Source organism: Arthrobacter sp. Y-9 (genome assembly GCF_029690065.1).
Classification (GTDB): Bacteria; Actinomycetota; Actinomycetes; order Actinomycetales; family Micrococcaceae; genus Arthrobacter_E.
In genome coordinates this window covers 2,749,508-2,774,382 of the sequence record NZ_CP121463.1, presented here as the reverse complement: position 1 = coordinate 2,774,382, position 24,875 = coordinate 2,749,508, and the positions used below count along the sequence as shown (strand labels likewise).

Here is a 24,875-nt window from a genome sequence, read left to right as displayed (position 1 = left end):
CCGCCGCTGCACCCCACCTCTTCCTGACAGTCAAGACTTAGAGACAAGAGAGAACAGGATTCCATGTCCAGCGAATCTTCCTTCGGCCTCATGCAGATCGGCCTGGCCACTGCGGATGACATCCGTGACTGGTCCTATGGCGAAGTCAAGAAGCCGGAAACCATCAACTACCGCACTCTGAAGCCGGAGAAGGACGGTCTTTTCTGCGAGAAGATCTTCGGTCCTTCCCGTGACTGGGAGTGCTACTGCGGCAAGTACAAGCGCGTGCGCTTCAAGGGCATCATCTGTGAGCGCTGTGGCGTCGAGGTCACCCGCGCCAAGGTGCGCCGTGAGCGCATGGGCCACATCGAGCTCGCCGCTCCCGTCACCCACATCTGGTACTTCAAGGGCGTTCCGTCCCGTCTGGGGTACCTGCTCGACCTGGCGCCGAAGGACCTCGAGAAGGTCATCTACTTCGCCGCCTACATGATCACGAGCGTTGACGAGGAGAACCGTCACGCCGAACTGCCGAACCTCCAGATCGAGCACGACGTGGAGAAGAAGCAGCTGGTCGACACCCGCGACGCCGACATCGCCGCGATCGCCCGCGACCTGGAGGACGAGCTCGCTCGCCTCGAGGGCGAAGGCGCCAAGGCCGCCGACAAGAAGAAGGCCCGCGACTCCGCCGACCGCCAGATGGCGAACGTCCGCAAGCGTGCGGACGCCGACATCGAGCGTCTCGAGCAGGTCTGGGACCGCTTCAAGAACCTCAAGGTCGCCGACCTCGAGGGCGATGAGGGTCTGTACCGCGAGCTGCGCGACCGCTACGGCATGTACTTCGAGGGCTCCATGGGCGCCGAGGCGATCAAGAAGCGCCTCGAGACCTTCGACCTCGAGGCCGAGGCCGAGCTGCTCAAGGACATCATCCAGAACGGCAAGGGCCAGCGGAAGACCCGCGCGCTCAAGCGCCTCAAGGTCGTCAACGCGTTCCTCACCACGGACAACAGCCCGCTGGGCATGGTCCTGGACGCCGTCCCGGTGATCCCGCCGGAACTGCGCCCGATGGTGCAGCTGGACGGTGGCCGCTTCGCGACCTCCGACCTCAACGACCTGTACCGCCGTGTGATCAACCGCAACAACCGCCTCAAGCGTCTGCTCGAGCTCGGTGCTCCGGAGATCATCGTCAACAACGAAAAGCGCATGCTGCAGGAAGCTGTTGACAACCTCTTCGACAACGGCCGTCGCGGCCGTCCCGTCACGGGTCCGGGCAACCGTCCGCTGAAGTCCCTGAGCGAGATGCTCAAGGGCAAGCAGGGTCGTTTCCGCCAGAACCTCCTCGGCAAGCGCGTCGACTACTCCGGCCGTTCGGTCATCGTCGTCGGCCCGCAGCTGAAGCTGCACCAGTGTGGTCTGCCCAAGCAGATGGCTCTGGAGCTCTTCAAGCCGTTCGTGATGAAGCGCCTCGTGGACCTCAACCACGCGCAGAACATCAAGAGCGCGAAGCGCATGGTCGAGCGTTACCGTCCGCAGGTCTGGGACGTGCTGGAAGAGATCATCACCGAACACCCGGTGCTGCTCAACCGTGCACCCACCCTGCACCGTCTGGGCATCCAGGCCTTCGAGCCGCAGCTCGTGGAAGGCAAGGCCATCCAGCTGCACCCGCTCGTGTGCGCCGCCTTCAACGCGGACTTCGACGGCGACCAGATGGCTGTGCACCTGCCCCTGAGCCCCGAGGCCCAGGCTGAGGCGCGCATCCTGATGCTGTCCTCGAACAACATCCTGAAGCCGTCCGACGGCCGCCCCGTGACCCTCCCGTCGCAGGACATGATCATCGGTCTCTACCACCTGACCACCAAGCGTGTGGGCTCTGCTGGTGAAGGCCGGATCTTCTCCTCCGTCTCCGAGGCGATCATGGCGTTCGACGCGCGGGAACTCCACCTGAACTCCAAGGTGAAGATCCGCCTGGACAACTTCGTGCCGTACGAAGGCTGGGAAGGCCCCGAGGGCTGGGAGCCGGGTCAGCCGGTGCTGGTCGAGACCTCCCTGGGACAGGTCATCTTCAATGACACCCTGCCCGCGGACTACCCCTGGGTCGAGGCAGTCGCCGACAAGGGCGAGCTCTCCCGGATCGTCAACGATCTGGCCGAGCGTTACCCCAAGGTCGTCACCGCCGCGACGCTGGACAACCTCAAGGACGCCGGTTTCTACTGGGCCACGCGCTCCGGTGTGACCGTCGCCGTGTCCGACATCGAGGTCCCGGCCGCCAAGCCGGAGATCCTCGCGGGCTACGAGGAGAAGGCCGCGAAGATCCAGAGCCAGTACGACAAGGGTCTGATCGACGAGGACGAGCGCCGTCAGGAGCTCATCGAGCTCTGGGGCAAGGCCACCGACGAGGTCGCCTCGGTCATGCGCAAGTCCCTGTCCCCGATGAACACCATCAACCGCATGGTGTCCTCCGGTGCTCGTGGTAACTGGATGCAGGTCCGTCAGATCGCAGGTATCCGTGGCCTCGTGGCCAACCCCCGTGGTGAGATCATCCCGCGTCCGATCAAGTCCTCCTACCGTGAGGGCCTGTCCGTGCTCGAGTACTTCATCGCGACGCACGGCGCCCGTAAGGGTCTGGCTGACACCGCTCTGCGTACCGCCAACTCGGGTTACCTGACCCGTCGTCTGGTGGACGTCTCGCAGGACGTCATCGTCCGCGAGGCCGACTGTGGCACCGAGCGTGGTCTGGTGACCCCGATCGCCCTGGTCGACGAGAACGGTGAGCTGCGTCTGGACGAGAACGTCGAGAACAGCGCCTACGCCCGTACCCTGGCCGTCGACGTCGTCGACGCCGAGGGCAATGTGCTGGCCGCTGGCGGCAGCGACTGCGGTGACGTCGTCATCGCCGAGCTGTTCGCCGCGGGCATCACTGAGGTGAAGGTCCGGTCCGTGCTGACCTGTGAGTCCACGGTGGGCACCTGTGCTCTCTGCTACGGCCGTTCGCTGGCCACCGGCAAGACCGTGGACATCGGCGAGGCTGTCGGCATCATCGCCGCTCAGTCCATCGGTGAGCCCGGCACGCAGCTGACCATGCGTACGTTCCACACCGGTGGCGCCGTGTCCGCCGGCGGTGGCGACGACATCACCCAGGGTCTGCCCCGTATCCAGGAGCTCTTCGAGGCCCGCACCCCGAAGGGTGTGGCCCCGATCTCCGAGGCCGCCGGTCGCGTGAACATCGAGGAAGGTGAGAACTCGGTCCGCATCGTCGTCACTCCTGACGACGGCACGGAGGAGCTCGCCTACCCGATCCTGCGCCGCTCGCGTCTGCTGGTCGCCGACGGCGAGCATGTCTCGGTGGGCCAGAAGCTCGTCCAGGGTCCGGTGGACCCCAAGCAGGTGCTGCGCATCATGGGCCCCCGTGCCGCGCAGAAGTTCCTGGTGGACGAGGTCCAGGGCGTGTACCGCAGCCAGGGCATCGGCATCCACGACAAGCACGTGGAGGTCATCGTCCGCCAGATGCTGCGTCGCGTCACCGTGATCGAGTCCGGCGATTCGGATCTGCTGCCCGGCGAGCTCGCCGAGCGCAGCCGCTTCGAAGGCGAGAACCGCCGCGTGGTGTCCGAGGGCAAGAAGCCGGCCTCCGGCCGTCCCGAGCTCATGGGCATCACCAAGGCGTCGCTCGCCACCGAGTCGTGGCTGTCGGCCGCTTCCTTCCAGGAGACCACCCGGGTGCTCACCCAGGCGGCCATGGAAGGCAAGAGCGACCCGCTGCTGGGCCTCAAGGAGAACGTCATCATCGGTAAGCTCATCCCGGCCGGCACCGGCCTGCCGCGCTACACCGATGTCAGCGTCGAGCCGACGGAGGAGGCCAAGGCGAGCATCTTCTCCGCTCAGGCCTCGTTCAGCGACTTCTCCTACGACCCCATGGGTGTCGACGGAGGCAGCGAGTTCCACGCCATCCCGCTGGATGACTACGACCTCGGCGGCGACTACCGCTAAGGATCGCAGCGCATCCGATGCGTGACAGGGAGGGCCTCACCGGTTTCCGGTGGGGCCCTCCCGCCTTTCCCCGGGCGGCACGACGGCGGCCACGCGCCGTCGTCGGTCGAGCGGGGGGAGCGCCGGGGCAGAGGGAGTGTGGCCAGGCGCCAGGGCGCCCGCGATTCACGGAGGCGGTCTGCGCCGTGGTACAGTTGATCTGATTGATTTACGTGGCAGCGGACACCGTCCATGTTGTGGGGAACTTGCACAACGAATGCCACGATTTTGCATGCCTGGGGCCCTTGCGGATTGTTCGGATCGGGGCCGGGTGTGCATCTCTTTGAAGTGCTTCGCCCTGGCGTTCCTGTGGTTCGGTCCGCAGACTGACAGGCCGGGGCAAAGCAAATGGGGAGCGGCTGGGAACGGCCGCTCCAGATGATGGAGAACACGAACAGTGCCTACTATTCAGCAGCTGGTCCGTAAGGGCCGCACGCCGAAGGTCTCCAAGACCAAGGCTCCTGCCCTTAAGGGCAGCCCGATGCGCCGCGGCGTCTGCACCCGCGTCTACACCACCACCCCGAAGAAGCCGAACTCGGCTCTCCGTAAGGTCGCCCGCGTCCGCCTCAACGGCGGCGTCGAGGTCACCGCGTACATCCCGGGTGTGGGTCACAACCTGCAGGAACACTCCATCGTGCTGGTGCGCGGTGGTCGTGTGAAGGACCTCCCCGGCGTTCGCTACAAGATCGTCCGTGGCGCCCTCGACACCCAGGGTGTGAAGAACCGCAAGCAGGCTCGCAGCCGCTACGGCGCAAAGATGGAGAAGAAGTAATATGCCTCGCAAGGGTCCGGCCCCCAAGCGGCCGCTCGTTTCGGATCCGGTTTACGGTTCCCCGCTGGTCACCCAGCTGATCAACAAGGTTCTCGTGGACGGCAAGAAGTCCACCGCCGAGCGCATCGTCTACGGTGCTCTTGAAGGTGCCCGCGAGAAGAACGGCAACGATCCCGTCGTCACCCTGAAGAAGGCCATGGACAACATCAAGCCGAGCCTTGAGGTCAAGTCCCGCCGTGTCGGTGGCGCCACCTACCAGGTTCCGGTCGAGGTCAAGCCGGGTCGCGCCACCGCGCTGGCCCTCCGCTGGCTCGTCGGTTACTCCAAGGCCCGTCGTGAGAAGACCATGACCGAGCGCCTCCGCAACGAGATCCTGGATGCCTCCAACGGTCTCGGCGCCGCCGTGAAGCGTCGCGAAGACACCCACAAGATGGCCGAGTCCAACAAGGCCTTCGCCCACTACCGCTGGTAAAAACACACGAACCGCCGCCGGCCTCCTCGGTCGGCGGCGGACGTGTTGTCCATCTCAAAGGGAGACACCGTGGCACAGGACGTGCTTACCGACCTTAACAAGGTCCGCAACATCGGCATCATGGCCCACATCGATGCCGGCAAGACCACTACTACGGAGCGCATCCTCTTCTACACGGGTGTGAACCACAAGATCGGTGAAACGCACGACGGTGCGTCCACCACCGACTGGATGGAACAGGAAAAGGAACGCGGCATCACCATCACGTCTGCCGCCGTGACCTGCTTCTGGAACAAGAACCAGATCAACATCATCGACACCCCCGGTCACGTGGACTTCACCGTTGAGGTTGAGCGCTCCCTGCGCGTCCTCGACGGCGCCGTCGCCGTCTTCGACGGCAAGGAAGGCGTTGAGCCGCAGTCCGAGACCGTGTGGCGTCAGGCTGACAAGTACAACGTCCCCCGCATCTGTTTCGTCAACAAGATGGACAAGCTGGGCGCTGACTTCTACTTCACCGTCGACACCATCATCAGCCGCCTGGGCGCCAAGCCGCTCGTGATGCAGCTGCCGATCGGTTCCGAGAACGACTTCATCGGTGTTGTGGACCTGCTCGAGATGCGTGCCCTGGTGTGGCCCGGCGATGCCAAGGGTGACGTGACCATGGGCGCCTCCTACGAGGTCCAGGAGATCCCCGCCGATCTGCAGGAGCGTGCCGAGGAATACCGCGCACAGCTCGTGGAGACCGTCGCCGAGTCCTCGGAAGAGCTCATGGAGAAGTACCTCGAGGGCGAAGAACTCACCCTCGAGGAGCTCAAGGCCGGCATCCGCAAGATGACCGTCAACTCCGAGCTCTACCCGGTGTTCTGTGGCTCCGCCTTCAAGAACCGCGGTGTGCAGCCGATGCTCGACGCCGTCATCGACTTCCTGCCGTCCCCGCTGGACGTGCCGGACATGGTCGGCCACAACCCGCGCAACGAGGAAGAGGAACTGGTCCGTAAGCCCAGCGCTGACGAGCCCTTCTCCGCTCTCGCCTTCAAGATCGCGGCACACCCGTTCTTCGGTCAGCTGACCTTCGTCCGCGTGTACTCCGGTCACGTCGAGGCCGGCGCCCAGGTGGTCAACTCCACCAAGGGCAAGAAGGAGCGCATCGGCAAGCTCTTCCAGATGCACGCCAACAAGGAGATGCCCGTCGAGGGCGCCACCGCCGGCCACATCTACGCCGCCATCGGTCTGAAGGACACCACCACGGGCGACACCCTGTGCGATCCGAACAACCAGATCGTGCTGGAGTCCATGAGCTTCCCGGAGCCCGTGATCTCGGTGGCCATCGAGCCGAACTCGAAGGGTGACCAGGAGAAGCTCTCCACGGCCATCCAGAAGCTCTCCGCTGAGGACCCGACCTTCCAGGTCTCCCTCAACGAGGACACCGGCCAGACGGTCATCGCCGGCATGGGCGAGCTCCACCTGGACATCCTGGTGGACCGCATGCGCCGCGAGTTCAAGGTCGAGGCCAACGTGGGCAAGCCCCAGGTCGCGTACCGCGAAACCATCAAGAAGGCCGTTGAGAAGGTCGACTTCACCCACAAGAAGCAGACCGGTGGTTCCGGTCAGTTCGCTAAGGTGCAGGTTTCCTTCGAGCCGCTCGAGACCACGGACGGCACCTTCTACGCGTTCGAGAACAAGGTCACCGGTGGCCGCGTTCCGCGCGAGTACATCCCCTCCATCGACGCAGGTATCCAGGACGCCATGCAGTTCGGCATCCTGGCCGGCTACCCCATGGTGGGTGTGAAGGCCATCCTGATCGACGGCGCGTACCACGACGTCGACTCCTCGGAAATGGCGTTCAAGATCGCCGGTTCCCAGGTGTTCAAGGAAGGCGCACGCCGTGCCAACCCGGTTCTGCTGGAACCGCTCATGGCCGTCGAGGTCCGTACTCCCGAGGAGTACATGGGCGATGTCATCGGCGACCTCAACTCCCGCCGTGGCATGATCCAGTCCATGGAGGATGCTGCCGGCGTCAAGGTCATCCGTGCCAACGTTCCGTTGTCCGAGATGTTCGGCTACATCGGTGACCTGCGTTCCAAGACGCAGGGCCGCGCGGTGTACTCGATGACCTTCGACAGCTACGCCGAGGTTCCCAAGGCTGTGGCTGACGAGATCATCCAGAAGAACCGCGGCGAGTAAGTTGTCGCACCCCGGTGGGGGAGGCCTTCGGGCTTTCCCCGCCGGCGTCGCGTGGCTTTCGGCAGCTCGCCGAGGGAGCCGCGACACTCAGGCCCCAGGGACCAACCGGCCCCTGAACCGCAATTTCATCAAAACCCCTGCCCCCAAGTAGACTTGTAGAAGTTCTGCCGCGACACCCGTAGCAGAGTCAGCACGTCACTTGAAAAATGTTCTAGGAGGAACCTGTGGCAAAGGCAAAGTTCGAGCGGACTAAGCCGCACGTCAACATCGGCACCATCGGTCACGTTGACCACGGTAAGACGACGCTGACGGCCGCCATTTCCAAGGTGCTGTACGACCAGTACCCGGATCTCAACGAGCAGCGCGACTTCGCTTCCATTGACTCTGCTCCGGAAGAGCGCCAGCGCGGTATCACCATCAACATCTCCCACGTGGAGTACCAGACCGAGAAGCGTCACTACGCACACGTCGACGCCCCCGGTCACGCTGACTACATCAAGAACATGATCACCGGTGCTGCTCAGATGGACGGTGCAATCCTCGTGGTTGCCGCCACTGACGGCCCGATGGCTCAGACCCGTGAGCACGTTCTGCTCGCCCGCCAGGTTGGTGTCCCCTACCTGCTGGTCGCGCTGAACAAGTCCGACATGGTCGAGGACGAGGAACTCCTCGACCTCGTCGAGATGGAAGTTCGTGAGCTTCTGTCCTCGCAGGACTTCGACGGCGACAACGCTCCCGTCATCCGCGTCTCCGGTCTGAAGGCTCTGGAAGGCGACCCCAAGTGGGTTGCTTCCGTCCAGGAGCTCATGGCCGCCGTCGACGAGTCCGTTCCGGACCCGGTTCGTGACCGTGACAAGCCGTTCCTGATGCCGATCGAGGACGTCTTCACCATCACCGGTCGTGGCACCGTGGTGACCGGCCGCGCCGAGCGTGGCACCCTCGCCATCAACTCCGAGGTCGAGATCGTCGGCATCCGCCCGGTCCAGAAGACCACGGTCACCGGTATCGAGATGTTCCACAAGCAGCTCGACGAAGCATGGGCCGGCGAGAACTGTGGTCTGCTGCTCCGTGGCCTCAAGCGCGACGATGTCGAGCGTGGCCAGGTTGTGGTGAAGCCGGGTTCCATCACCCCGCACACCAACTTCGAGGCCAACGTCTACATCCTCTCCAAGGATGAAGGCGGCCGCCACAACCCGTTCTACTCGAACTACCGCCCGCAGTTCTACTTCCGCACCACGGACGTCACCGGCGTGATCACCCTCCCCGAGGGCACCGAAATGGTCATGCCTGGCGACAACACCGAAATGAGCGTTGAGCTGATCCAGCCCATCGCCATGGAAGAGGGCCTCGGCTTCGCCATCCGTGAAGGTGGCCGCACCGTTGGTTCGGGTCGTGTGACCAAGATCATCAAGTAGTCACTGACTGCTGATCGCCGGCTGATGCCGGTGTGAAGGCCCCGCTGCTTCGGCAGCGGGGCCTTTGCTTTGTCCTTTGCTTTGTCCTCGGGCAGGGGAGGACTCCAAGGACCCCATGAGTCCCGCGCATAGTCCTCTGGCGGCTGGGAGTGCGCCGCCCGGGGCTTGACGGCTGCAATCGCGCGTCCCACGGCCGTCGCGGCCTCAGCGGCGCCTCCCTCGCAGGTGCTTCGGGACCTGATCCGGCGCCGTTCCCACGTCCTCGGCACTGGCGCTCTCGAGTGCCCGTCAGATCCCGATTCGCTATTCCCTTCCAGATGCGCCATACTTGAAGGGTTGTTCAAGCGCCCCTTCGTGCCCCGACCCGGATAATGCCGGGTGTCAGGGACCAGGCTGGGGACCAAACATGACCAATCCATCCACTGAGAACGGTGTGACGCGTCCAGAATCTGGCCGACACGCCCGACCGCGTGGGTCGGTTGCTCCGGTGGGTTGAGGAACCCGGGCTCAGCTCGGATTCAGCTCATGCGGAGAGCGGTAGTCACGACTTCAAATGCCTCGGCAGCCGCACATAACAGCAAAGAGATGCGAATAGCGGTCCTGATCACTCAGGACTGAACCTAATGAAAGAGAGTCAGGCGACATGGCGGGACAGAAGATCCGCATCCGGCTGAAGTCATATGACCACGAGGTCATTGATGTTTCGGCACGGAAGATCGTTGAGACGGTCACGCGCGCAGGCGCAACGGTAGTCGGCCCGGTGCCGCTGCCCACGGAGAAGAACGTTTACTGCGTTATCCGTTCTCCCCACAAGTACAAGGACAGCCGTGAGCACTTCGAAATGCGTACTCACAAGCGTCTGATCGACATCATCGACCCCACGCCGAAGGCTGTTGACTCGCTCATGCGTCTCGACCTGCCGGCCGACGTGAACATCGAAATCAAGCTCTAGGGAGGTGCTGAGAGACTATGACCGCAACCCGCAACGTTAAGGGCCTGCTGGGCACGAAGCTCGGCATGACCCAGGTTTGGGATGAGAACAACAAGCTCATCCCCGTGACCGTCGTCCAGGCCGACTCCAACGTCGTCACCCAGCTGCGCAACGCAGACAAGGACGGCTACACCGCGGTTCAGATCGGCTTCGGCCAGATCGACCCGCGCAAGGTCACCAAGCCGCTCGCCGGCCACTTCGACAAGGCCGGTGTCACCCCGCGCCGTCACGTCGTCGAACTGCGCACCGCTGACGCCGAGAGCTACGAGCTCGGCCAGCAGCTCTCCGTGGAGCTCTTCGAAGCCGGTCAGAAGATCGACGTCGTCGGCACCACCAAGGGCAAGGGCTTCGCCGGTGTCATGAAGCGTCACGGCTTCTCCGGTGTCGGTGCTTCCCACGGTGCTCACAAGAACCACCGCAAGCCCGGTTCCATCGGTGGCGCATCCACCCCGAGCCGCGTCTTCAAGGGCCTGAAAATGGCCGGCCGCATGGGCAATGTCCGTCACACCACGCTGAACCTCACGGTTCACGGTGTCGACGCCGAGAAGTCGCTGCTCCTGATCAAGGGTGCCGTTCCCGGCGCCCGCGGCTCGGTCGTCCTCGTACGCACCGCCGTGAAGGGAGCCTAGTACCATGGCCAACACCATCAAGGTTGACCTGCCCGCCGAGATCTTCGACGTTCAGACCAACGTGCCGCTGCTGCACCAGGTCGTCGTCGCGCAGCTCGCTGCTGCTCGTCAGGGCACTCACAAGACCAAGTCCCGCGGCGAAGTCGCCGGTGCCGGTCGTAAGCCGTTCAAGCAGAAGGGCACCGGCCGCGCCCGTCAGGGTTCCGTCCGTGCTCCTCACATGACCGGTGGTGGCGTCGTCCACGGCCCGACCCCGCGTGACTACTCGCAGCGCACCCCCAAGAAGATGAAGGCTGCTGCTCTCCGTGGCGCCCTCTCCGACCGCGCTCGTAACGGTCGCATCCACGTGGTGGAGTCCCTGGTTTCCGGCACCACGCCGAGCACCAAGGACGCCCGCGCCGCGCTGAAGGCGATCTCCGACCGCAAGAACCTGCTCGTGGTGATCGACCGCGCCAACGATGTTGCAGCACTGTCCGTGCGCAACCTCGTCGAGGTTCACGTTCTGTACGTCGACCAGCTCAACACCTACGATGTGCTGATCTCCGACGACGTGATCTTCACCAAGGACGCCTTCGACGCCTTCGTTGCCGGTAAGGACAACAAGACCGTGGAGGAAGCCAAGTGAGCGCCGTCTTCAACAAGGACCCGCGTGACGTCATTCTCGCGCCCGTGGTCTCCGAAAAGAGCTACGGCCTGATCGACGAGGGTCAGTACACCTTCCTGGTGGACCCCCGTTCGAACAAGACCGAGATCAAGCTGGCCGTGGAGAAGATCTTCTCCGTCAAGGTCGACACGATCAACACCATCAACCGTGCCGGTAAGCGCAAGCGCACCAAGTTCGGATGGGGGCAGCGCAAGAGCACCAAGCGCGCGATTGTCACCCTGAAGGAAGGCACCATCGACATCTTCGGCGGTCCGCTCGCGTAGCGGAGACCACTTTAACGAGGAATAAATTATGGCAATCCGCAATTACAAGCCGACCACCCCGGGCCGTCGTGGCTCGAGCGTGGCCGACTTCAGCGAAGTAACTCGCTCGACTCCGGAAAAGTCGCTGCTGCGTCCGCTCACCAAGAGCGGTGGCCGCAACAACACCGGTCGTATCACCACCCGTCACAAGGGTGGTGGCCACAAGCGCCAGTACCGCGTGATCGACTTCCGTCGTCACGACAAGGACGGCGTGAACGCCAAGGTCGCGCACATCGAGTACGACCCCAACCGTACGGCTCGTATCGCGCTCCTGCACTACGTTGATGGCACCAAGCGTTACATCATCGCTCCCAACAAGCTCTCCCAGGGCGACATCGTGGAGTCGGGTCCGAACGCTGACATCAAGCCCGGCAACAACCTGCCGCTGCGCAACATCCCGGTCGGTACCGTGATCCACGCAGTTGAGCTCCGCCCCGGTGGCGGCGCCAAGATGGCCCGCTCCGCCGGCGCCTCCGTGCAGCTCGTCGCCCGTGAAGGCCGTTTCGCCCAGCTGCGTCTGCCGTCCGGTGAAGTCCGCAACGTCGACGTGCGCTGCCGCGCCACCGTCGGCGAGGTCGGCAACGCCGAGCAGTCGAACATCAACTGGGGCAAGGCCGGCCGTATGCGCTGGAAGGGCGTCCGCCCGACCGTGCGTGGTGTGGCCATGAACCCGGTTGACCACCCGCATGGTGGTGGTGAAGGCAAGACTTCTGGTGGCCGTCACCCGGTCAACCCGAACGGCAAGCCTGAGGGTCGCACCCGCCGCCCCAACAAGGAAAGCGACAAGCTCATTGTGCGTCGTCGTCGTACCGGCAAGAACAAGCGATAGGAGCCTGGAAACATGCCACGCAGCCTGAAGAAAGGTCCTTTCGTTGACCAGCACCTCTTCGTGAAGGTCGCCAAGGAGAACGAAAAGGGCACCAAGAACGTCATCAAGACGTGGTCCCGTCGCTCGATGATCATCCCGGACATGCTGGGTCACACGATCGCCGTGCACGACGGACGCAAGCACGTGCCGGTTTTCATCACGGAGTCGATGGTCGGGCACAAGCTCGGCGAATTCGCCCCGACGCGGACTTTCCGCGGCCACGTGAAGGACGACCGCAAGGGCAAGCGCCGCTAGGCGCCTGACCTCGGTCTTAAGACGAGAGAAGGAAAGCAATGGAAGCCAAGGCTATTGCGCGTCACATCCGCGTAACGCCTATGAAGGCCCGGCGCGTCGTCAACCTTGTTCGTGGCAAGCAGGCGAATGAGGCTCTGGCGATCCTGAAGTTTGCTGAGCAGGCAGCTTCGGAGCCGGTCTACAAGGTAGTTCAGTCCGCCATCGCGAACGCCCGTGTCCTCGCGGACCGTGACGGCGTCGCGTTTGACGAAGGTGATCTGTACATCAGCGAGGCATTCGTTGATGAGGGTCCGACCATGAAGCGGTTCCAGCCGCGTGCCCAGGGTCGTGCCTTCCAGATCAAGAAGCGCACCAGCCACATCACCGTGGTTGTCGCTACCCCGGAGAACGAGGAGGCCCGCTAAGTGGGACAGAAAGTAAACCCGAACGGGTTCCGACTCGGCATCACCACCAATCACATCTCGCACTGGTTCGCGGACAGCAACAAGCCCGGTCAGCGCTACAAGGACTTCGTCCGTGAGGACGTCAAGATCCGCGAGCTCATGACCACCGGCATGGAGCGCGCCGGCATCGCCAAGGTCGAGATCGAGCGTACTCGTGACCGCGTGCGTGTGGACATCCACACCGCCCGTCCGGGTATCGTGATCGGCCGTCGTGGTGCTGAAGCAGACCGCATCCGCGGCGAGCTGGAGAAGCTCACGGGCAAGCAGGTTCAGCTGAACATCCTCGAGGTCAAGAACCCCGAGATCGAAGCTCAGCTGGTGGCCCAGGGCATCGCCGAGCAGCTCTCTTCCCGCGTGGCTTTCCGCCGTGCGATGAAGAAGGCCATGCAGTCCGCACAGCGCGCCGGCGCCAAGGGCATCCGTGTCGCTTGCTCCGGTCGTCTGGGTGGCGCTGAAATGTCCCGCTCGGAGTTCTACCGCGAAGGTCGTGTGCCGCTGCACACCCTGCGCGCCAACATCGACTACGGCTTCTACGAGGCAAAGACCACCTTCGGCCGCATCGGCGTGAAGGTCTGGATCTACAAGGGCGATGTGACCGCGAAGGAGCTTGCTGCACAGCAGGCCGCAGCCCCGTCCCGTGGCCGCAACGAGCGTCCCGGCCGCCCCGGTGGCGACCGTCGTCGTCGCAACGAGCGTCCGGCCGCCGACGCAGCTCCGGCTGCCGAGGCACCGGCTGCTGAAGCAGCAGAAGGAGGACAGGCTTAAATGCTGATCCCACGTCGAGTCAAGCACCGCAAGCAGCACCACCCGGGTCGTTCCGGCGCTGCCACCGGTGGCACCGAGGTCACCTTCGGTGAGTTCGGTATCCAGGCGCTGACCCCGGCCTACGTGACGAACCGCCAGATCGAATCTGCGCGTATCGCCATGACCCGTCACATCAAGCGTGGCGGTAAGGTCTGGATCAACATCTACCCGGACCGCCCCCTGACCAAGAAGCCTGCCGAAACCCGCATGGGGTCCGGTAAGGGTTCCCCCGAGTGGTGGGTGGCCAACGTCAAGCCGGGACGGGTTCTCTTCGAACTCTCCGGTGTGAATGAAGAAGTGGCCCGCGAGGCACTGCGCCTGGCAATCCACAAGCTCCCGTTGAAGGCACGCATCGTGCGTCGCGAAGGTGGTGAATAGAAATGGCAGTTGGATCCAAGGATCTGGCCCCGGCACAGCTTGACGGTTTCGACAACGAGCGTCTGGTTGCTGAACTCCGTAAGGCCAAGGAAGAGCTGTTCAACCTGCGTTTCCAGTCCGCCACTGGTCAGCTGGAGAGCCATGGCCGACTCAAGTCCGTGAAGCGCGACATCGCTCGCATCTACACGGTCCTGCGTGAGCGCGAGCTGGGCATTCGCCCGGAGCCCGCTCCGGTGGTCGAGGCCAAGGAAGAGAAGAAGGCCAAGAAGTCTTCCAAGAAGGCCGAGGCCGTTGAGGCCGCAGCTACCGAGGAGGACGCCAAGTGAGTGAAAAGGATCAGAACGTGACGGAAACTGCTGCGCAGCAGCGCGGTTACCGCAAGACGCGTCGCGGCTACGTGGTCTCCGACAAGATGGAGAAGACCATCGTCGTCGAGGTCGAGGACCGTGTGAAGCACGCTCTGTACGGTAAGGTCATCCGTCGTACGTCCAAGATCAAGGCTCACGACGAAGAGAACACCGCCGGCATCGGCGACCTGGTTCTCCTCGCCGAGACCCGCCCGCTCTCCGCCACCAAGCGCTGGCGTCTGGTGGAGGTCATCGAGCGCGCCAAGTAAAACCGGCCGCTTGATCGCTCCACTGAGCATCGAGAAGACCCCCGTTCCCTTCTGGGAGCGGGGGTCTTCCGCTTTCCCCGGCTCCCGGCCATGGCTCAGCGCAGCGCGCGGACGGCGAGACGACGACGGCGGCCCGGCTTCGCGCCGTCGTGCGTCCACCGGGTGCCGGGCCAGGATGTCGGAGGCGGCGGGTATTCTGTCCTCAGTGCGCGGGGGAGCGCTCCGCCGATGATCCTGAGGTGACTCATGCCGACTGACCTTGCCCGCCATGCCGCCGATTCGCATGGCCTCATCAAAGTGCGCGGGGCGCGCGAGAACAACCTTCAGGACGTCTCGCTGGATCTGCCCAAGCGCCGCATCACGGTGTTCACCGGAGTGTCCGGTTCGGGCAAGAGCTCCCTGGTCTTCGGGACCATCGCCGCGGAGTCCCAGCGGCTCATCAACGAGACCTACACGACTTTCGTGCAGTCCTTCATGCCGAGCCTGCCCCGCCCGGACGTGGACGAGTTGGAGAACCTCTCCGCCGCGATCGTGGTGAACCAGGAGCGGATGGGGAGCAATTCGCGGTCCACGCTGGGCACCGTCACCGACGCCCACGCCCTGCTGCGGATCATCTTCTCCCGGGTGGGGGTGCCGAGCGCCGGTCACGCCGGGAAGTACTCGTTCAACCTGGCGGAAGGGATGTGCCCGGAGTGCGAGGGCGCGGGGGAGATCTCCGCGCTGGACGTGGACGTGCTCCTGGACCGGAACCTGTCCCTCTCCCAGGGGGCCATCAAGGTGCCGGGCTTCACCGTGGACGGCTGGCTGATCAAGGTGCTGCTCGGGACGGGACGGTTCGATCCGGATCTGCCGGTCAAGGACTACGATCCGGAGACGCTCGACTTCCTGCTCCACTCGCCGGCCGTCAAGGTCAAGATGGACAACGTCAACATGACGTTCCTCGGGCTCGAGACCCGGATCCGGCAGAGCTACCTGGCCGGAGGCAAGGAGCCCAAGCAGGCGCACATCAAGGCCTTCCTGGAACGGGCCGCCACCTTCGCGGAATGCCCGCTGTGCCACGGCGGCCGCCTCAACCAGGAAGCCCTGGCCAGCAGGATCGACGGGCAGAACATCGCGGAGTGCGCCCAGATCCAGGTCACGGATCTGATCGAGTTCCTGCGGGGCGTCGACGAGCCCTCCGTGGCGCCGGTGATCACGAACCTGCTCGGCACTCTGCAGGCCCTGGTCGACATCGGCCTCGGGTACCTCAGTCTGGACCGGGCGTCCTCCACCCTGTCCGGGGGAGAGGCCCAGCGGGTGAAGATGGTCCGGCACCTCGGGTCGCCGCTCTCCGACGTCACCTATGTCTTCGATGAACCGACCGTGGGCCTCCACCCGCATGACATCGCCCGGATGAACGATCTGCTGCGGAGCCTGCGGGACAAGGGCAACACGATCCTGGTGGTCGAGCACAAGCCGGAGGTCATGGCGATCGCCGACCACATCGTCGACATCGGTCCCAAGGCCGGCATTCACGGCGGGGAGATCGTCTTCCAGGGCAGCTTCGAGGATCTGTCCTCCGCTCAGACCCTCACCGGACAGCACGTCGGCTCACGGGTCCCCTTCAAGGAGTCCGTGCGGACCGCGACCGGAGCCTTGGAGATCCGCGGCGCGAACACGCACAATCTGCGCGACGTGGACGTGGACGTGCCCACCGGGGTGCTGTGCGCCGTCACGGGCGTGGCCGGTTCGGGGAAGAGCTCGCTCATCCATGGGGCGCTCGGCAAGCGGGACGGCGTGCACGTGGTGGACCAGTCCGCCATCCGCGGTTCGCGCCGTTCCAATCCCGCCACGTACACCGGGGCGCTGGACCACATCCGGGCGGCCTTCGCCAAGGCCACGGGCACCAAACCCGCCTTGTTCTCCGCCAACTCCGAAGGCGCCTGCCCCACCTGCAAGGGGGCAGGGGAGACGTTCACCGAGATCCCCGGCATGGCGCCGGTGGGAACGCTGTGCGAGGACTGCGGCGGCAAGTGCTTCACGGACGAGGTCCTCGAATACCGCCTGGGCGGGCTCAACATCTACGAAGTGATGCGGCTGAGCGTCGAAGAGGCGCTGGACCAGCTCGCGGTGCCCAAGGCCCGGCCCATCCTGGAACGACTGGCCCGGGTCGGCCTCGGATACATCACCCTCGGCCAATCGCTCTCCACCCTCTCAGGCGGCGAGCGGCAGCGGATCAAGCTCGCCACGCACATGGGCAGCGACGCCGGGGTGTTCATCCTGGACGAGCCGACCACGGGACTGCACCTGGCCGACGTCGAGAACCTGCTCGGCCTGCTCGATCAGCTGGTGGACGAGGGGAACACCGTGGTGGTGATCGAGCATCATCTCGGCGTGGTCGCCCATGCGGACTGGGTCATCGACATGGGTCCAGGAGCCGGCCACGACGGCGGCACGGTGGTCTTCGAGGGCACCCCTGAGGCGCTGGCGGACTCGGACAGCCTGACCGGGCGCTACCTCAAGGCGTACGTGTCCTGAACCACCCGGAATCCCAGGATTCACGCGGGTTCCCGGTTCGTGGAGCGCGCCTGCGCTGTGCTAGGATATTGAGCTTGTATGGGTGCGTCATGCGCCCGAACAGATCCTCGTAAACCATCGTGCCAGTGCATACTGCCTCAGGGCCGGTCCCCGGCCAGGGGGCCCAGATGCGTCTGGAACGAGGGTTTAACCCTGTGCTGGCAAAATCCAGGCAGGGCAGAGACACCCCAACAACCGTTCCGCAAGGCTCGCACTGTAGGCAGTATTTCAGCGTGAGAACCGGCGCGACGCAAGGAGTAAACATTGATTCAGCAGGAGTCGCGGCTTAAGGTCGCCGACAACACGGGTGCCAAGGAAATCTTGACCATCCGCGTTCTCGGTGGATCCGGTCGCCGCTACGCAGGCATCGGCGACGTCATCGTCGCCACCGTCAAGGACGCTATCCCTGGCGGAAACGTGAAGAAGGGCGACGTCGTCAAGGCTGTCGTCGTCCGCACCCGTAAGGAGCGCCGTCGTCCGGACGGTTCCTACATCAAGTTCGATGAGAACGCAGCCGTGATCCTGAAGAACACGGACGGGGAGCCCCGCGGCACCCGTATCTTCGGCCCGGTTGGCCGCGAGCTTCGCGACAAGAAGTTCATGAAGATCGTCTCGCTGGCCCCGGAGGTGCTGTAACTATGGGTGCAAAGATCAAGAAGGGCGATCTCGTCCAGGTCATCACCGGCGCTCGTCAGTCCCGTGGTGGAGACCGTGGCAAGCAGGGCAAGGTCCTGCGGGTGTTCCCGGAATCCAACCGCGTTCTGGTTGAGGGCATCAACCGTGTCACCAAGCACGTGAAGGCCGGCCAGACCCAGCGCGGCACCAACACCGGTGGCATCGAGGTCGTTGAGGCCCCGATCCACCTGTCGAACGTCGCTCTGGTGGATCCGTCCACCAAGAAGCCGACCCGCGTCGGTTTCCGTGTCGAGAAGGTTGAGCGCGACGGTGTGGAGCGCGAAGTGCGCATCCGCGTCGCCAAGGCCTCCGGGAAGGACATCTAATGACTGAGACCCTCGAGACTCCGGTGAAGATCGTCCCGCGTCTGAAGACCAAGTACGCCGAGAACATCAAGCAGTCCCTGCAGGATGAGTTCGAGTACGAGAACGTCAACCAGGTTCCGCGCCTTGTGAAGGTCGTCGTGAACATGGGTGTCGGTGACGCCGCCAAGGATTCCAAGCTGATCGACGGCGCCGTCCGCGACCTGACCGCGATCACCGGTCAGAAGCCCCAGGTCACCAAGGCCCGCAAGTCCATCGCCCAGTTCAAGCTGCGTGAGGGTATGCCGATCGGCGCCCACGCGACGCTTCGTGGCGACCGCATGTGGGAATTCCTGGATCGTCTGGTCACCCTCGCACTGCCCCGTATCCGCGACTTCCGCGGCCTGAACGGCAAGCAGTTCGACGGTAACGGCAACTACACCTTCGGTCTCACGGAGCAGGTCATGTTCCACGAGATCGACCAGGACGCCATCGACCGCGTCCGTGGTATGGACATCACGGTTGTCACCACCGCGAAGACCGACGAGGAAGGCCGCGCGCTGCTCAAGCACCTCGGCTTCCCGTTCAAGACCGAAGACTAATCCAACTACGTAAAAGGTCCACTGGCTCCGCCCGTGGAAACCGGTACGAGGAAGGGCATGAGCCCTCATGACCATGACTGATCCCGTCGCAGACATGCTGACCCGTCTGCGCAATGCAAACTCGGCGTACCACGACACCGTGTCGATGCCGTACTCCAAGCTGAAGGCCCGCGTCGCCGACATCCTGAAGGCCGAGGGTTACATCTCGGACTGGAAGGAAGAAGAGGCACGCGTCGGCAAGACGCTGACCATCACCCTTAAGTTCGGTCCGAGCCGCGAGCGTTCCATCGCTGGCGTCCGCCGTATCTCCAAGCCCGGTCTGCGCGTTTACGCGAAGTCCACCAACCTGCCGCACGTGCTGGGTGGCCTGGGTATCGCTATCCTGTCCACCTCTTCCGGCCTCCTGACTGACAAGCAGGCCGGCAAGAAGGGCGTGGGCGGCGAAGTCCTCGCGTACGTCTGGTAACGGGAAAGGAAGAGAAGAATGTCGCGTATTGGACGTCTCCCCATCACCGTTCCGGCTGGCGTTGAGGTCAAGATCGATGGAGCCGTTGTCACCGTCAAGGGTGCCAAGGGCGAACTGAGCCACACCGTGGCCAGCCCCATCGAGGTGGCCCTGGAAGAGGGCACGATCTCCGTGTCCCGCCCGAACGACGAGCGCACTGCTCGCTCGCTGCACGGCCTGACCCGTACCCTGATCGCCAACATGATCGACGGCGTGACCAAGGGCTACGAGAAGAAGCTGGAAATCGTCGGCACGGGTTACCGTGTGCAGGCCAAGGGTTCTGACCTGGAGTTCGCTCTGGGCTACAGCCACCCGGTCAGCGTCGTCGCTCCCGCCGGCATCACGTTTGCCGTTGAAGGCCCGACCAAGCTCTCTGTTGCTGGCATTGACAAGCAGCAGGTCGGCGAAGTCGCTGCCAACATCCGCAAGCTGCGCAAGCCCGACCCCTACAAGGGCAAGGGCATCCGTTACGCCGGCGAAATCATCCGCCGCAAGGTCGGAAAGGCTGGTAAGTAACCATGGCCATCAGCATTAACAAGAAGCGCAACAGCAAGAACAAGACCTCGGCCCGTAGCCGTCGTCAGCTGCGTATCCGCAAGCGCATCTCCGGTACCCCGGCTCGTCCGCGCCTCATCGTCAACCGTTCGGCCCGTCACATCTTCGTGCAGGTCGTGGATGACACCGTGGCAAAGACCCTCGCCTCGGCCTCCACCATGGAAGCCGATCTGCGTGCGTTCGAAGGTGACAAGACCGCCAAGGCCAAGCGCGTTGGTGAACTGGTCGCCGAGCGTGCCAAGGCAGCCGGTGTTGAGGCCGTGGTCTTCGACCGCGGTGGCAACAAGTACCACGGCCGCATCGCCGCCGTCGCTGACGGTGCTCGCGAAGGTGGTCTGGCGCTGTGACCGAAGTGAACAACGAAAAGGAAACCCAGGTGACTGAAGCTGCAGCCGCTGTTGCAACTGAAACCACTGAGGCTGCCAACAACGACAACCGCCGTGGCGGCCGTCGTGGTGAGCGCGGCGAACGTGGTGGCCGTGGCGAGCGTGGCGGCCGTGGCCGTGACGCCCGCGAGGCCGAGAAGAGCCAGTTCGTTGAGCGTGTTGTAACCATCAACCGTGTCGCCAAGGTGGTCAAGGGTGGCCGCCGCTTCAGCTTCACCGCCCTCGTGGTGGTCGGCGATGGCAACGGCATGGTCGGTGTCGGTTACGGCAAGGCTCGCGAAGTCCCCGCCGCCATCGCCAAGGGTGTTGAAGAGGCTAAGAAGTCCTTCTTCCGCGTCCCGCGCGTCGGCAGCACCATCCCGCACCGCGTCCAGGGCGAAGCCGCCGCTGGTGTCGTGATGCTCCGTCCGGCTTCCCCGGGTACCGGTGTTATCGCCGGTGGTCCGGTCCGCGCCGTGCTGGAGTGCGTCGGCATCCACGACGTGCTGTCCAAGTCGCTGGGCTCCTCCAACGCCATCAACATCGTTCACGCGACTGTTGAGGCTCTGCGTCAGCTCGAGGAGCCGGCAGCTGTTGCCGCTCGTCGTGGCCTGCCGCTGGACGAGGTTGCTCCCGCAGCTCTGGTGCGTGCTCTGAACAACCAGAAGGCAGGTGCCTGAGCCATGGCAAAGAACCTGACTCCGTCCGACGCTCAGTTGGAAATCACCCAGATCAAGGGCGTCATCGGCGCCAAGCAGAACCAGCGTGACACGCTCCGCTCTCTCGGTCTCAAGCGCATCGGCCACTCCGTGGTCCGTTCCGCTGACGCCGTGACCGTGGGCATGCTCAACACGGTTCCGCACCTCGTAGAGGTCAAGGAGGCGAAGTAATGGCTGAGAAGAAGACTGCTGAGCCTGCAGCGACCGAAGAGAAGCAGCACGCTCTGAAGATCCACCACCTGCGTCCCGCCGCTGGTGCCAAGACCGCGAAGACCCGTGTGGGCCGTGGTGAAGGCTCCAAGGGTAAGACCGCCGGTCGTGGTACCAAGGGCACCAAGGCGCGTTACCAGGTCAAGGCCGGCTTCGCCGGTGGCCAGCTGCCGCTGCACATGCGCCTGCCGAAGCTTCGCGGCTTCAAGAACCCGTTCCGTGTCGAGTTCCAGGTGGTCAACCTTGACCGTCTCTCCGAGCTCTTCCCGGAGGGTGGCACCGTGACGGTGGCCGACCTGGTCGCCAAGGGCGCGGTTCGCAAGAACCAGCCCGTCAAGGTGCTCGGCTCTGGTGACATCACCGTCAAGGTCGATGTGACCGTGGATGCCTTCTCCGCCAGCGCGGCTGAGAAGATCCAGGCCGCCGGTGGTTCCGTCACCGCTCTCTGAGAGCCGGACCCGCTGAACGCGATCTGAGAACTCCCGGCACCCGGACAGCTGTCCGGGTGCCGGGAGTTCCTGCATTCGCGACGAATTACGGGGCTGACCGACACAACGGTTAGACTCTGATGTCGGGTTCAACCAGGAACCCACTCTCCTTTACCTCACAGATCCCTCAGGAGGACGCTTGCTCAGCGCATTCGGCCGTGCCTTCAGGACCCCTGACTTGCGACGCAAGTTGCTGTTCACTCTTGGCATCGTCACGATCTTCCGGCTCGGCGCGTTCATCCCGGCACCGGGTGTGAGCTATAACAACGTTCAGCAGTGTCTCCAGCTGACGCAGGGCAACAGCAGCCTGCAGCAGATGGTGAACATGTTCTCGGGTGGCGCCCTGCTTCAGGTCTCCATCTTCGCGCTGGGCATCATGCCGTACATCACCGCCAGCATCATCGTTCAGCTACTGCGCGTCGTGATCCCCCGGTTCCAGGAACTGTATGAGGAAGGCGCCTCCGGGCAGACCAAGCTCACGCAGTACACGCGGTATCTGACGATCGCCCTGGGCCTCCTGAACGCCACCACGCTGGTGTCCCTGGCCCGTTCCGGTCAGCTGTTCCAGGGCTGCGCCCTGCCGCTGATCCCGGACAACAGCATCATCACGACGATCCTGCTGATCATCACCCTGACCGCAGGCACCGGCCTCATCATGTGGATGGGCGAGCTCGTGACGGAAAAGGGCATCGGCAACGGCATGTCCCTGCTGATCTTCACCTCCATCGCGGCCGGCTTCGTGCCCGCCATGAACGGCATCATCGGAGCCAAGGGCTGGGGCACGTTCATCGCGGTCCTGCTGGTCGGCCTCCTGACCGTGGCTCTCGTGGTCTTCGTCGAGCAGTCCCAGCGGCGCATCCCGGTGCAGTACGCCAAGCGCATGGTCGGACGCCGCACCGTCGGTGGCACCACCACCTACATCCCGATCAAGGTCAACATGGCCGGCGTGATCCCCGTGATCTTCGCGTCGTCCATCCTGTACCTGCCGGCGCTGATCGCGCAGTTCAACACCCCGACGGACGGGCGCCCCGTTCCCGAGTGGGTGGTGTGGATCAACAACAACCTCACCAAGGGTGATCACCCGTTCTACATGGCGGTGTACTTCCTGCTGATCATCTTCTTCACCTACTTCTACGTCTCGATCACCTTCAACCCTGAAGAGGTCTCGGACAACATGAAGAAGTACGGTGGCTTCATTCCCGGGATCCGGGCGGGCCGTCCCACTGCTGAGTACCTGCAGTACGTGCTGTCCCGGATCACCCTGCCAGGTGCGCTGTACCTCGGCATTGTTGCGCTCATCCCGCTGGTGGCCCTGGTCCTGGTCCAGGCCAACCAGAACTTCCCCTTCGGCGGCACCTCGATCCTCATCATGGTCGGTGTCGGACTGGAGACGGTGAAGCAGATCGACGCGCAGCTTCAACAACGGCACTACGAAGGGCTCTTGCGATGACAAGAATGCTGATTATCGGTCCTCCCGGCTCCGGCAAGGGGACGCAGGCCGAGCGGATCTCCGATCGTCTCGGTGTGGTGGCCATCTCCACCGGCGACATCTTCCGCGCCAACGTCAAGGGCGAGACCCCGCTGGGCCTGGAAGCCAAGAAGTACATGGACGCCGGGGACTTCGTCCCCGACTCGGTCACCAACCGCATGGTCCGTGACCGGCTGGGCCAGGACGATGTGGCGGAGGGCTTCCTGCTCGACGGCTACCCGCGCACGGTCGCGCAGGTGGACGAGCTGGACCAGATCCTCTCCGAGTCCGGCACCCGCCTGGACGTGGTGCTCCAGCTGACCGCGGATGACGAGGAACTCGTCACCCGTCTGCTCGGCAGGGCTCTGGAGACCGGCCGCAGCGATGACAATGAGACCGTCATCCGCCACCGGCTGGATCTCTACCACGAGCAGACCGAAGCCGTGGTGGGCAAGTACGCCGAGCGCGGGATCCTCCGCCGCGTGGATGGCATCGGAGCCATCGACGAGGTCACGGACCGCGTGATGGCCGCCATCGCCGAGGCCGTGGCGGACGAAGCCGCCAGCGCCTAGAAATCCCTGTCATGCCCCTGGAGACACTCCGGGGGCATGGTTTTTCCCCGGTGGCCCCGAACCGGCCGCCCCGACGTCAGTAACCCCGAAGGCCGCGTGACACGCGACCGGAACCGAAGGAAGACCTGTGGCATTCCACTCTCCGCGGATCGAGTACAAGACCAACGCCCAGATGCGCATCATGCAGGAGGCCGGCGAGCTTCTCAGCCGTGCCCTGGACGCGGCCGTGGCCGCGGTCGCACCGGGTGTCACGACCGATGAGCTGGATGCCGTCTTCGCCGCGGTGGTGGACGAGGCGGGCGCGCAGTACAACTTCCTCGGCTACCACGGCTATCCCAAGCACATCTGCGCCTCGGTCAATGACGAGGTGGTGCACGGCATCCCCGGGCCGCGCGCGCTGGAGCCCGGTGACGTGGTGAAGATCGACGGCGGCTGCATCGTGCGCGGCTGGAACGCCGACTCCGCACGGACCGTCATCGTGGGCCAGGGGGATCCGGAGGACGAGCGTCTCTCCGAGGTCACCCGTATGGCCATGTGGCACGGCATCGCGGCGCTGGCCACCGCCAAGTACGTGGGCGACATCGGCGACGCCATCGACGACTACGTGACCGCTCAGAAGGGCAAGCCGCTCGGCATCCTGGAGGACTACTGCGGCCACGGCATCGGCTCGCAGATGCACATGGCGCCGGACGTCCTGAACTACCGCAGCAAGCACCGGGGCCCGAAGATCAAGCCGGGCATGTGTTTCGCGATCGAGCCGATGCTGGTCCGCGGCGGACTCGAAACCGCCGTGCTGGAAGACGACTGGACCGTCGTCACCACCGACGGCGCCCGGGCTTCGCAGTGGGAGCATTCCGTGGCCGTCCACCGCGAGGGCATCTGGGTCCTCACGGCACCCGACGGCGGCGCCTCCGAGCTCTCGAAGCTCGGCGTGACCGTGGTGCCGATCCCGGGGTGAGCCAGGTCCGCCGTCGCGCGTGAACAGGCGACGGCGGCGCCGTGACAGTCTGCGCAGAGGCCCCTGACCGTGCTGGTCAGGGGCCTCTGGCGTTTCCTCCCGAGG

The 24,875-nt window shown here is 64.3% G+C and carries 29 protein-coding genes; all 29 read left to right on the top strand.

The genetic code is table 11. From position 1 onward, the window contains the following. Positions 1–63: 63 nt before the first annotated feature. On the top strand, positions 64–3,963 hold the full coding sequence (locus P9849_RS12530) for a DNA-directed RNA polymerase subunit beta' (protein WP_278267078.1): 3,900 nt from the start codon (positions 64–66) through the stop codon (positions 3,961–3,963). Between the two features lie 436 nt (positions 3,964–4,399). Next, positions 4,400–4,774 carry a 30S ribosomal protein S12 gene (gene rpsL / locus P9849_RS12525; protein ID WP_066211570.1) on the top strand — a complete coding sequence of 125 codons (375 nt, stop codon included), beginning with the start codon at positions 4,400–4,402 and terminating at the stop codon, positions 4,772–4,774. Between the two features lies 1 nt (position 4,775). Then, complete coding sequence (gene rpsG, locus P9849_RS12520) at positions 4,776–5,246, top strand: 30S ribosomal protein S7 (protein WP_278267077.1); 471 nt, start codon at positions 4,776–4,778, stop codon at positions 5,244–5,246. Positions 5,247–5,315: 69 nt separating this feature from the next. Next, a complete protein-coding gene (gene fusA, locus P9849_RS12515; protein ID WP_278267076.1) occupies positions 5,316–7,430 on the top strand; it encodes an elongation factor G in 2,115 nt (704 codons plus the stop codon). Between the two features lie 224 nt (positions 7,431–7,654). Next, entirely contained in the window at positions 7,655–8,845 is a 1,191-nt protein-coding gene (gene tuf, locus P9849_RS12510; protein WP_066211563.1) for an elongation factor Tu, read from the top strand. A 643-nt stretch (positions 8,846–9,488) separates the two neighbouring features. Then, positions 9,489–9,797, top strand: a complete 309-nt coding sequence (gene rpsJ / locus P9849_RS12505; protein WP_003803825.1) for a 30S ribosomal protein S10 — start codon at positions 9,489–9,491, stop codon at positions 9,795–9,797. A 17-nt stretch (positions 9,798–9,814) separates the two neighbouring features. After that, positions 9,815–10,465 carry a 50S ribosomal protein L3 gene (gene rplC / locus P9849_RS12500; RefSeq protein ID WP_208186543.1) on the top strand — a complete coding sequence of 217 codons (651 nt, stop codon included), beginning with the start codon at positions 9,815–9,817 and terminating at the stop codon, positions 10,463–10,465. 4 nt (positions 10,466–10,469) lie between these two features. Then, positions 10,470–11,090 carry a 50S ribosomal protein L4 gene (rplD, locus tag P9849_RS12495; protein WP_066211557.1) on the top strand — a complete coding sequence of 207 codons (621 nt, stop codon included), beginning with the start codon at positions 10,470–10,472 and terminating at the stop codon, positions 11,088–11,090. After that, entirely contained in the window at positions 11,087–11,392 is a 306-nt protein-coding gene (gene rplW, locus P9849_RS12490) for a 50S ribosomal protein L23 (protein ID WP_066211554.1), read from the top strand. Before rplD ends, rplW begins: the two co-directional genes overlap by 4 nt. Positions 11,393–11,420: 28 nt before the next feature. After that, positions 11,421–12,260: a 50S ribosomal protein L2 gene (gene rplB, locus P9849_RS12485; RefSeq protein WP_066211552.1), complete on the top strand. Its 840-nt coding sequence runs from the start codon at positions 11,421–11,423 to the stop codon at positions 12,258–12,260. Positions 12,261–12,272: 12 nt separating this feature from the next. Further along, positions 12,273–12,554, top strand: coding sequence for a 30S ribosomal protein S19 (rpsS, locus tag P9849_RS12480; protein WP_066211549.1), 282 nt, complete (start codon positions 12,273–12,275; stop codon positions 12,552–12,554). A gap of 38 nt (positions 12,555–12,592) precedes the next feature. Continuing rightward, positions 12,593–12,958 (top strand): 50S ribosomal protein L22, encoded by a 366-nt coding sequence (gene rplV / locus P9849_RS12475; protein WP_066211546.1) that lies wholly within the window; start codon positions 12,593–12,595, stop codon positions 12,956–12,958. Beyond that, entirely contained in the window at positions 12,959–13,762 is an 804-nt protein-coding gene (rpsC, locus tag P9849_RS12470; protein ID WP_066211544.1) for a 30S ribosomal protein S3, read from the top strand. It begins immediately after the preceding gene. After that, on the top strand, positions 13,763–14,179 hold the full coding sequence (rplP, locus tag P9849_RS12465; protein WP_066211542.1) for a 50S ribosomal protein L16: 417 nt from the start codon (positions 13,763–13,765) through the stop codon (positions 14,177–14,179). Between the two features lie 2 nt (positions 14,180–14,181). Further along, on the top strand, positions 14,182–14,505 hold the full coding sequence (rpmC, locus tag P9849_RS12460) for a 50S ribosomal protein L29 (RefSeq protein ID WP_278267075.1): 324 nt from the start codon (positions 14,182–14,184) through the stop codon (positions 14,503–14,505). After that, positions 14,502–14,795: a 30S ribosomal protein S17 gene (gene rpsQ / locus P9849_RS12455; protein WP_066211537.1), complete on the top strand. Its 294-nt coding sequence runs from the start codon at positions 14,502–14,504 to the stop codon at positions 14,793–14,795. Before rpmC ends, rpsQ begins: the two co-directional genes overlap by 4 nt. Before the next feature lie 246 nt (positions 14,796–15,041). Further along, a complete protein-coding gene (locus P9849_RS12450) occupies positions 15,042–17,312 on the top strand; it encodes an excinuclease ABC subunit UvrA (RefSeq protein ID WP_278267074.1) in 2,271 nt (756 codons plus the stop codon). A gap of 303 nt (positions 17,313–17,615) precedes the next feature. Further along, positions 17,616–17,987 (top strand): 50S ribosomal protein L14, encoded by a 372-nt coding sequence (gene rplN / locus P9849_RS12445; RefSeq protein WP_066211533.1) that lies wholly within the window; start codon positions 17,616–17,618, stop codon positions 17,985–17,987. 2 nt (positions 17,988–17,989) lie between these two features. Then, entirely contained in the window at positions 17,990–18,352 is a 363-nt protein-coding gene (gene rplX, locus P9849_RS12440) for a 50S ribosomal protein L24 (protein WP_066211529.1), read from the top strand. Further along, positions 18,352–18,930 carry a 50S ribosomal protein L5 gene (gene rplE / locus P9849_RS12435; protein ID WP_066211524.1) on the top strand — a complete coding sequence of 193 codons (579 nt, stop codon included), beginning with the start codon at positions 18,352–18,354 and terminating at the stop codon, positions 18,928–18,930. The genes rplX and rplE overlap by 1 nt, the downstream gene beginning before the upstream one ends. 67 nt (positions 18,931–18,997) lie before the next feature. Beyond that, entirely contained in the window at positions 18,998–19,396 is a 399-nt protein-coding gene (gene rpsH / locus P9849_RS12430; protein WP_066211521.1) for a 30S ribosomal protein S8, read from the top strand. Between the two features lie 18 nt (positions 19,397–19,414). Continuing rightward, positions 19,415–19,951 (top strand): 50S ribosomal protein L6, encoded by a 537-nt coding sequence (gene rplF, locus P9849_RS12425; protein ID WP_278267073.1) that lies wholly within the window; start codon positions 19,415–19,417, stop codon positions 19,949–19,951. Positions 19,952–19,953: 2 nt separating this feature from the next. Next, on the top strand, positions 19,954–20,337 hold the full coding sequence (gene rplR / locus P9849_RS12420) for a 50S ribosomal protein L18 (protein ID WP_066211516.1): 384 nt from the start codon (positions 19,954–19,956) through the stop codon (positions 20,335–20,337). A 29-nt stretch (positions 20,338–20,366) separates the two neighbouring features. Then, positions 20,367–21,035, top strand: a complete 669-nt coding sequence (gene rpsE, locus P9849_RS12415) for a 30S ribosomal protein S5 (RefSeq protein ID WP_174521246.1) — start codon at positions 20,367–20,369, stop codon at positions 21,033–21,035. 3 nt (positions 21,036–21,038) lie between these two features. Beyond that, complete coding sequence (gene rpmD / locus P9849_RS12410; RefSeq protein WP_066211508.1) at positions 21,039–21,245, top strand: 50S ribosomal protein L30; 207 nt, start codon at positions 21,039–21,041, stop codon at positions 21,243–21,245. After that, the gene (gene rplO, locus P9849_RS12405; protein ID WP_066211506.1) at positions 21,245–21,733 is read left to right on the top strand and encodes a 50S ribosomal protein L15; all 489 of its coding nucleotides are present in this window, start codon (positions 21,245–21,247) and stop codon (positions 21,731–21,733) included. The genes rpmD and rplO overlap by 1 nt, the downstream gene beginning before the upstream one ends. A 178-nt stretch (positions 21,734–21,911) precedes the next feature. Continuing rightward, positions 21,912–23,222: a preprotein translocase subunit SecY gene (secY, locus tag P9849_RS12400; protein ID WP_278267072.1), complete on the top strand. Its 1,311-nt coding sequence runs from the start codon at positions 21,912–21,914 to the stop codon at positions 23,220–23,222. Continuing rightward, on the top strand, positions 23,219–23,812 hold the full coding sequence (locus tag P9849_RS12395) for an adenylate kinase (protein WP_066211500.1): 594 nt from the start codon (positions 23,219–23,221) through the stop codon (positions 23,810–23,812). The genes secY and P9849_RS12395 overlap by 4 nt, the downstream gene beginning before the upstream one ends. Positions 23,813–23,939: 127 nt before the next feature. Then, the gene (gene map, locus P9849_RS12390) at positions 23,940–24,770 is read left to right on the top strand and encodes a type I methionyl aminopeptidase (RefSeq protein ID WP_278267071.1); all 831 of its coding nucleotides are present in this window, start codon (positions 23,940–23,942) and stop codon (positions 24,768–24,770) included. Positions 24,771–24,875: the final 105 nt, after the last annotated feature.

Bases quoted from the DNA above. Each gene is read 5' to 3' on its own strand.
- rplX (WP_066211529.1), top strand. From the start codon at position 17,990: ATGGGTGCAAAGATCAAGAAGGGCGATCTCGTCCAGGTCATCACCGGC.
- rplB (WP_066211552.1), top strand. From the start codon at position 11,421: ATGGCAATCCGCAATTACAAGCCGACCACCCCGGGCCGTCGTGGCTCG.
- rpsH (WP_066211521.1), top strand. From the start codon at position 18,998: ATGACCATGACTGATCCCGTCGCAGACATGCTGACCCGTCTGCGCAAT.
- rpmC (WP_278267075.1), top strand. From the start codon at position 14,182: ATGGCAGTTGGATCCAAGGATCTGGCCCCGGCACAGCTTGACGGTTTC.
- rplO (WP_066211506.1), top strand. From the start codon at position 21,245: ATGGCTGAGAAGAAGACTGCTGAGCCTGCAGCGACCGAAGAGAAGCAG.
- rplF (WP_278267073.1), top strand. From the start codon at position 19,415: ATGTCGCGTATTGGACGTCTCCCCATCACCGTTCCGGCTGGCGTTGAG.
- rplR (WP_066211516.1), top strand. From the start codon at position 19,954: ATGGCCATCAGCATTAACAAGAAGCGCAACAGCAAGAACAAGACCTCG.
- rplD (WP_066211557.1), top strand. From the start codon at position 10,470: ATGGCCAACACCATCAAGGTTGACCTGCCCGCCGAGATCTTCGACGTT.
- rplE (WP_066211524.1), top strand. From the start codon at position 18,352: ATGACTGAGACCCTCGAGACTCCGGTGAAGATCGTCCCGCGTCTGAAG.
- rplC (WP_208186543.1), top strand. From the start codon at position 9,815: ATGACCGCAACCCGCAACGTTAAGGGCCTGCTGGGCACGAAGCTCGGC.
- P9849_RS12450 (WP_278267074.1), top strand. From the start codon at position 15,042: ATGCCGACTGACCTTGCCCGCCATGCCGCCGATTCGCATGGCCTCATC.
- rplV (WP_066211546.1), top strand. From the start codon at position 12,593: ATGGAAGCCAAGGCTATTGCGCGTCACATCCGCGTAACGCCTATGAAG.
- P9849_RS12395 (WP_066211500.1), top strand. From the start codon at position 23,219: ATGACAAGAATGCTGATTATCGGTCCTCCCGGCTCCGGCAAGGGGACG.
- rpsG (WP_278267077.1), top strand. From the start codon at position 4,776: ATGCCTCGCAAGGGTCCGGCCCCCAAGCGGCCGCTCGTTTCGGATCCG.
- rpsJ (WP_003803825.1), top strand. From the start codon at position 9,489: ATGGCGGGACAGAAGATCCGCATCCGGCTGAAGTCATATGACCACGAG.
- rpmD (WP_066211508.1), top strand. From the start codon at position 21,039: ATGGCAAAGAACCTGACTCCGTCCGACGCTCAGTTGGAAATCACCCAG.
- P9849_RS12530 (WP_278267078.1), top strand. From the start codon at position 64: ATGTCCAGCGAATCTTCCTTCGGCCTCATGCAGATCGGCCTGGCCACT.
- rpsS (WP_066211549.1), top strand. From the start codon at position 12,273: ATGCCACGCAGCCTGAAGAAAGGTCCTTTCGTTGACCAGCACCTCTTC.
- rplP (WP_066211542.1), top strand. From the start codon at position 13,763: ATGCTGATCCCACGTCGAGTCAAGCACCGCAAGCAGCACCACCCGGGT.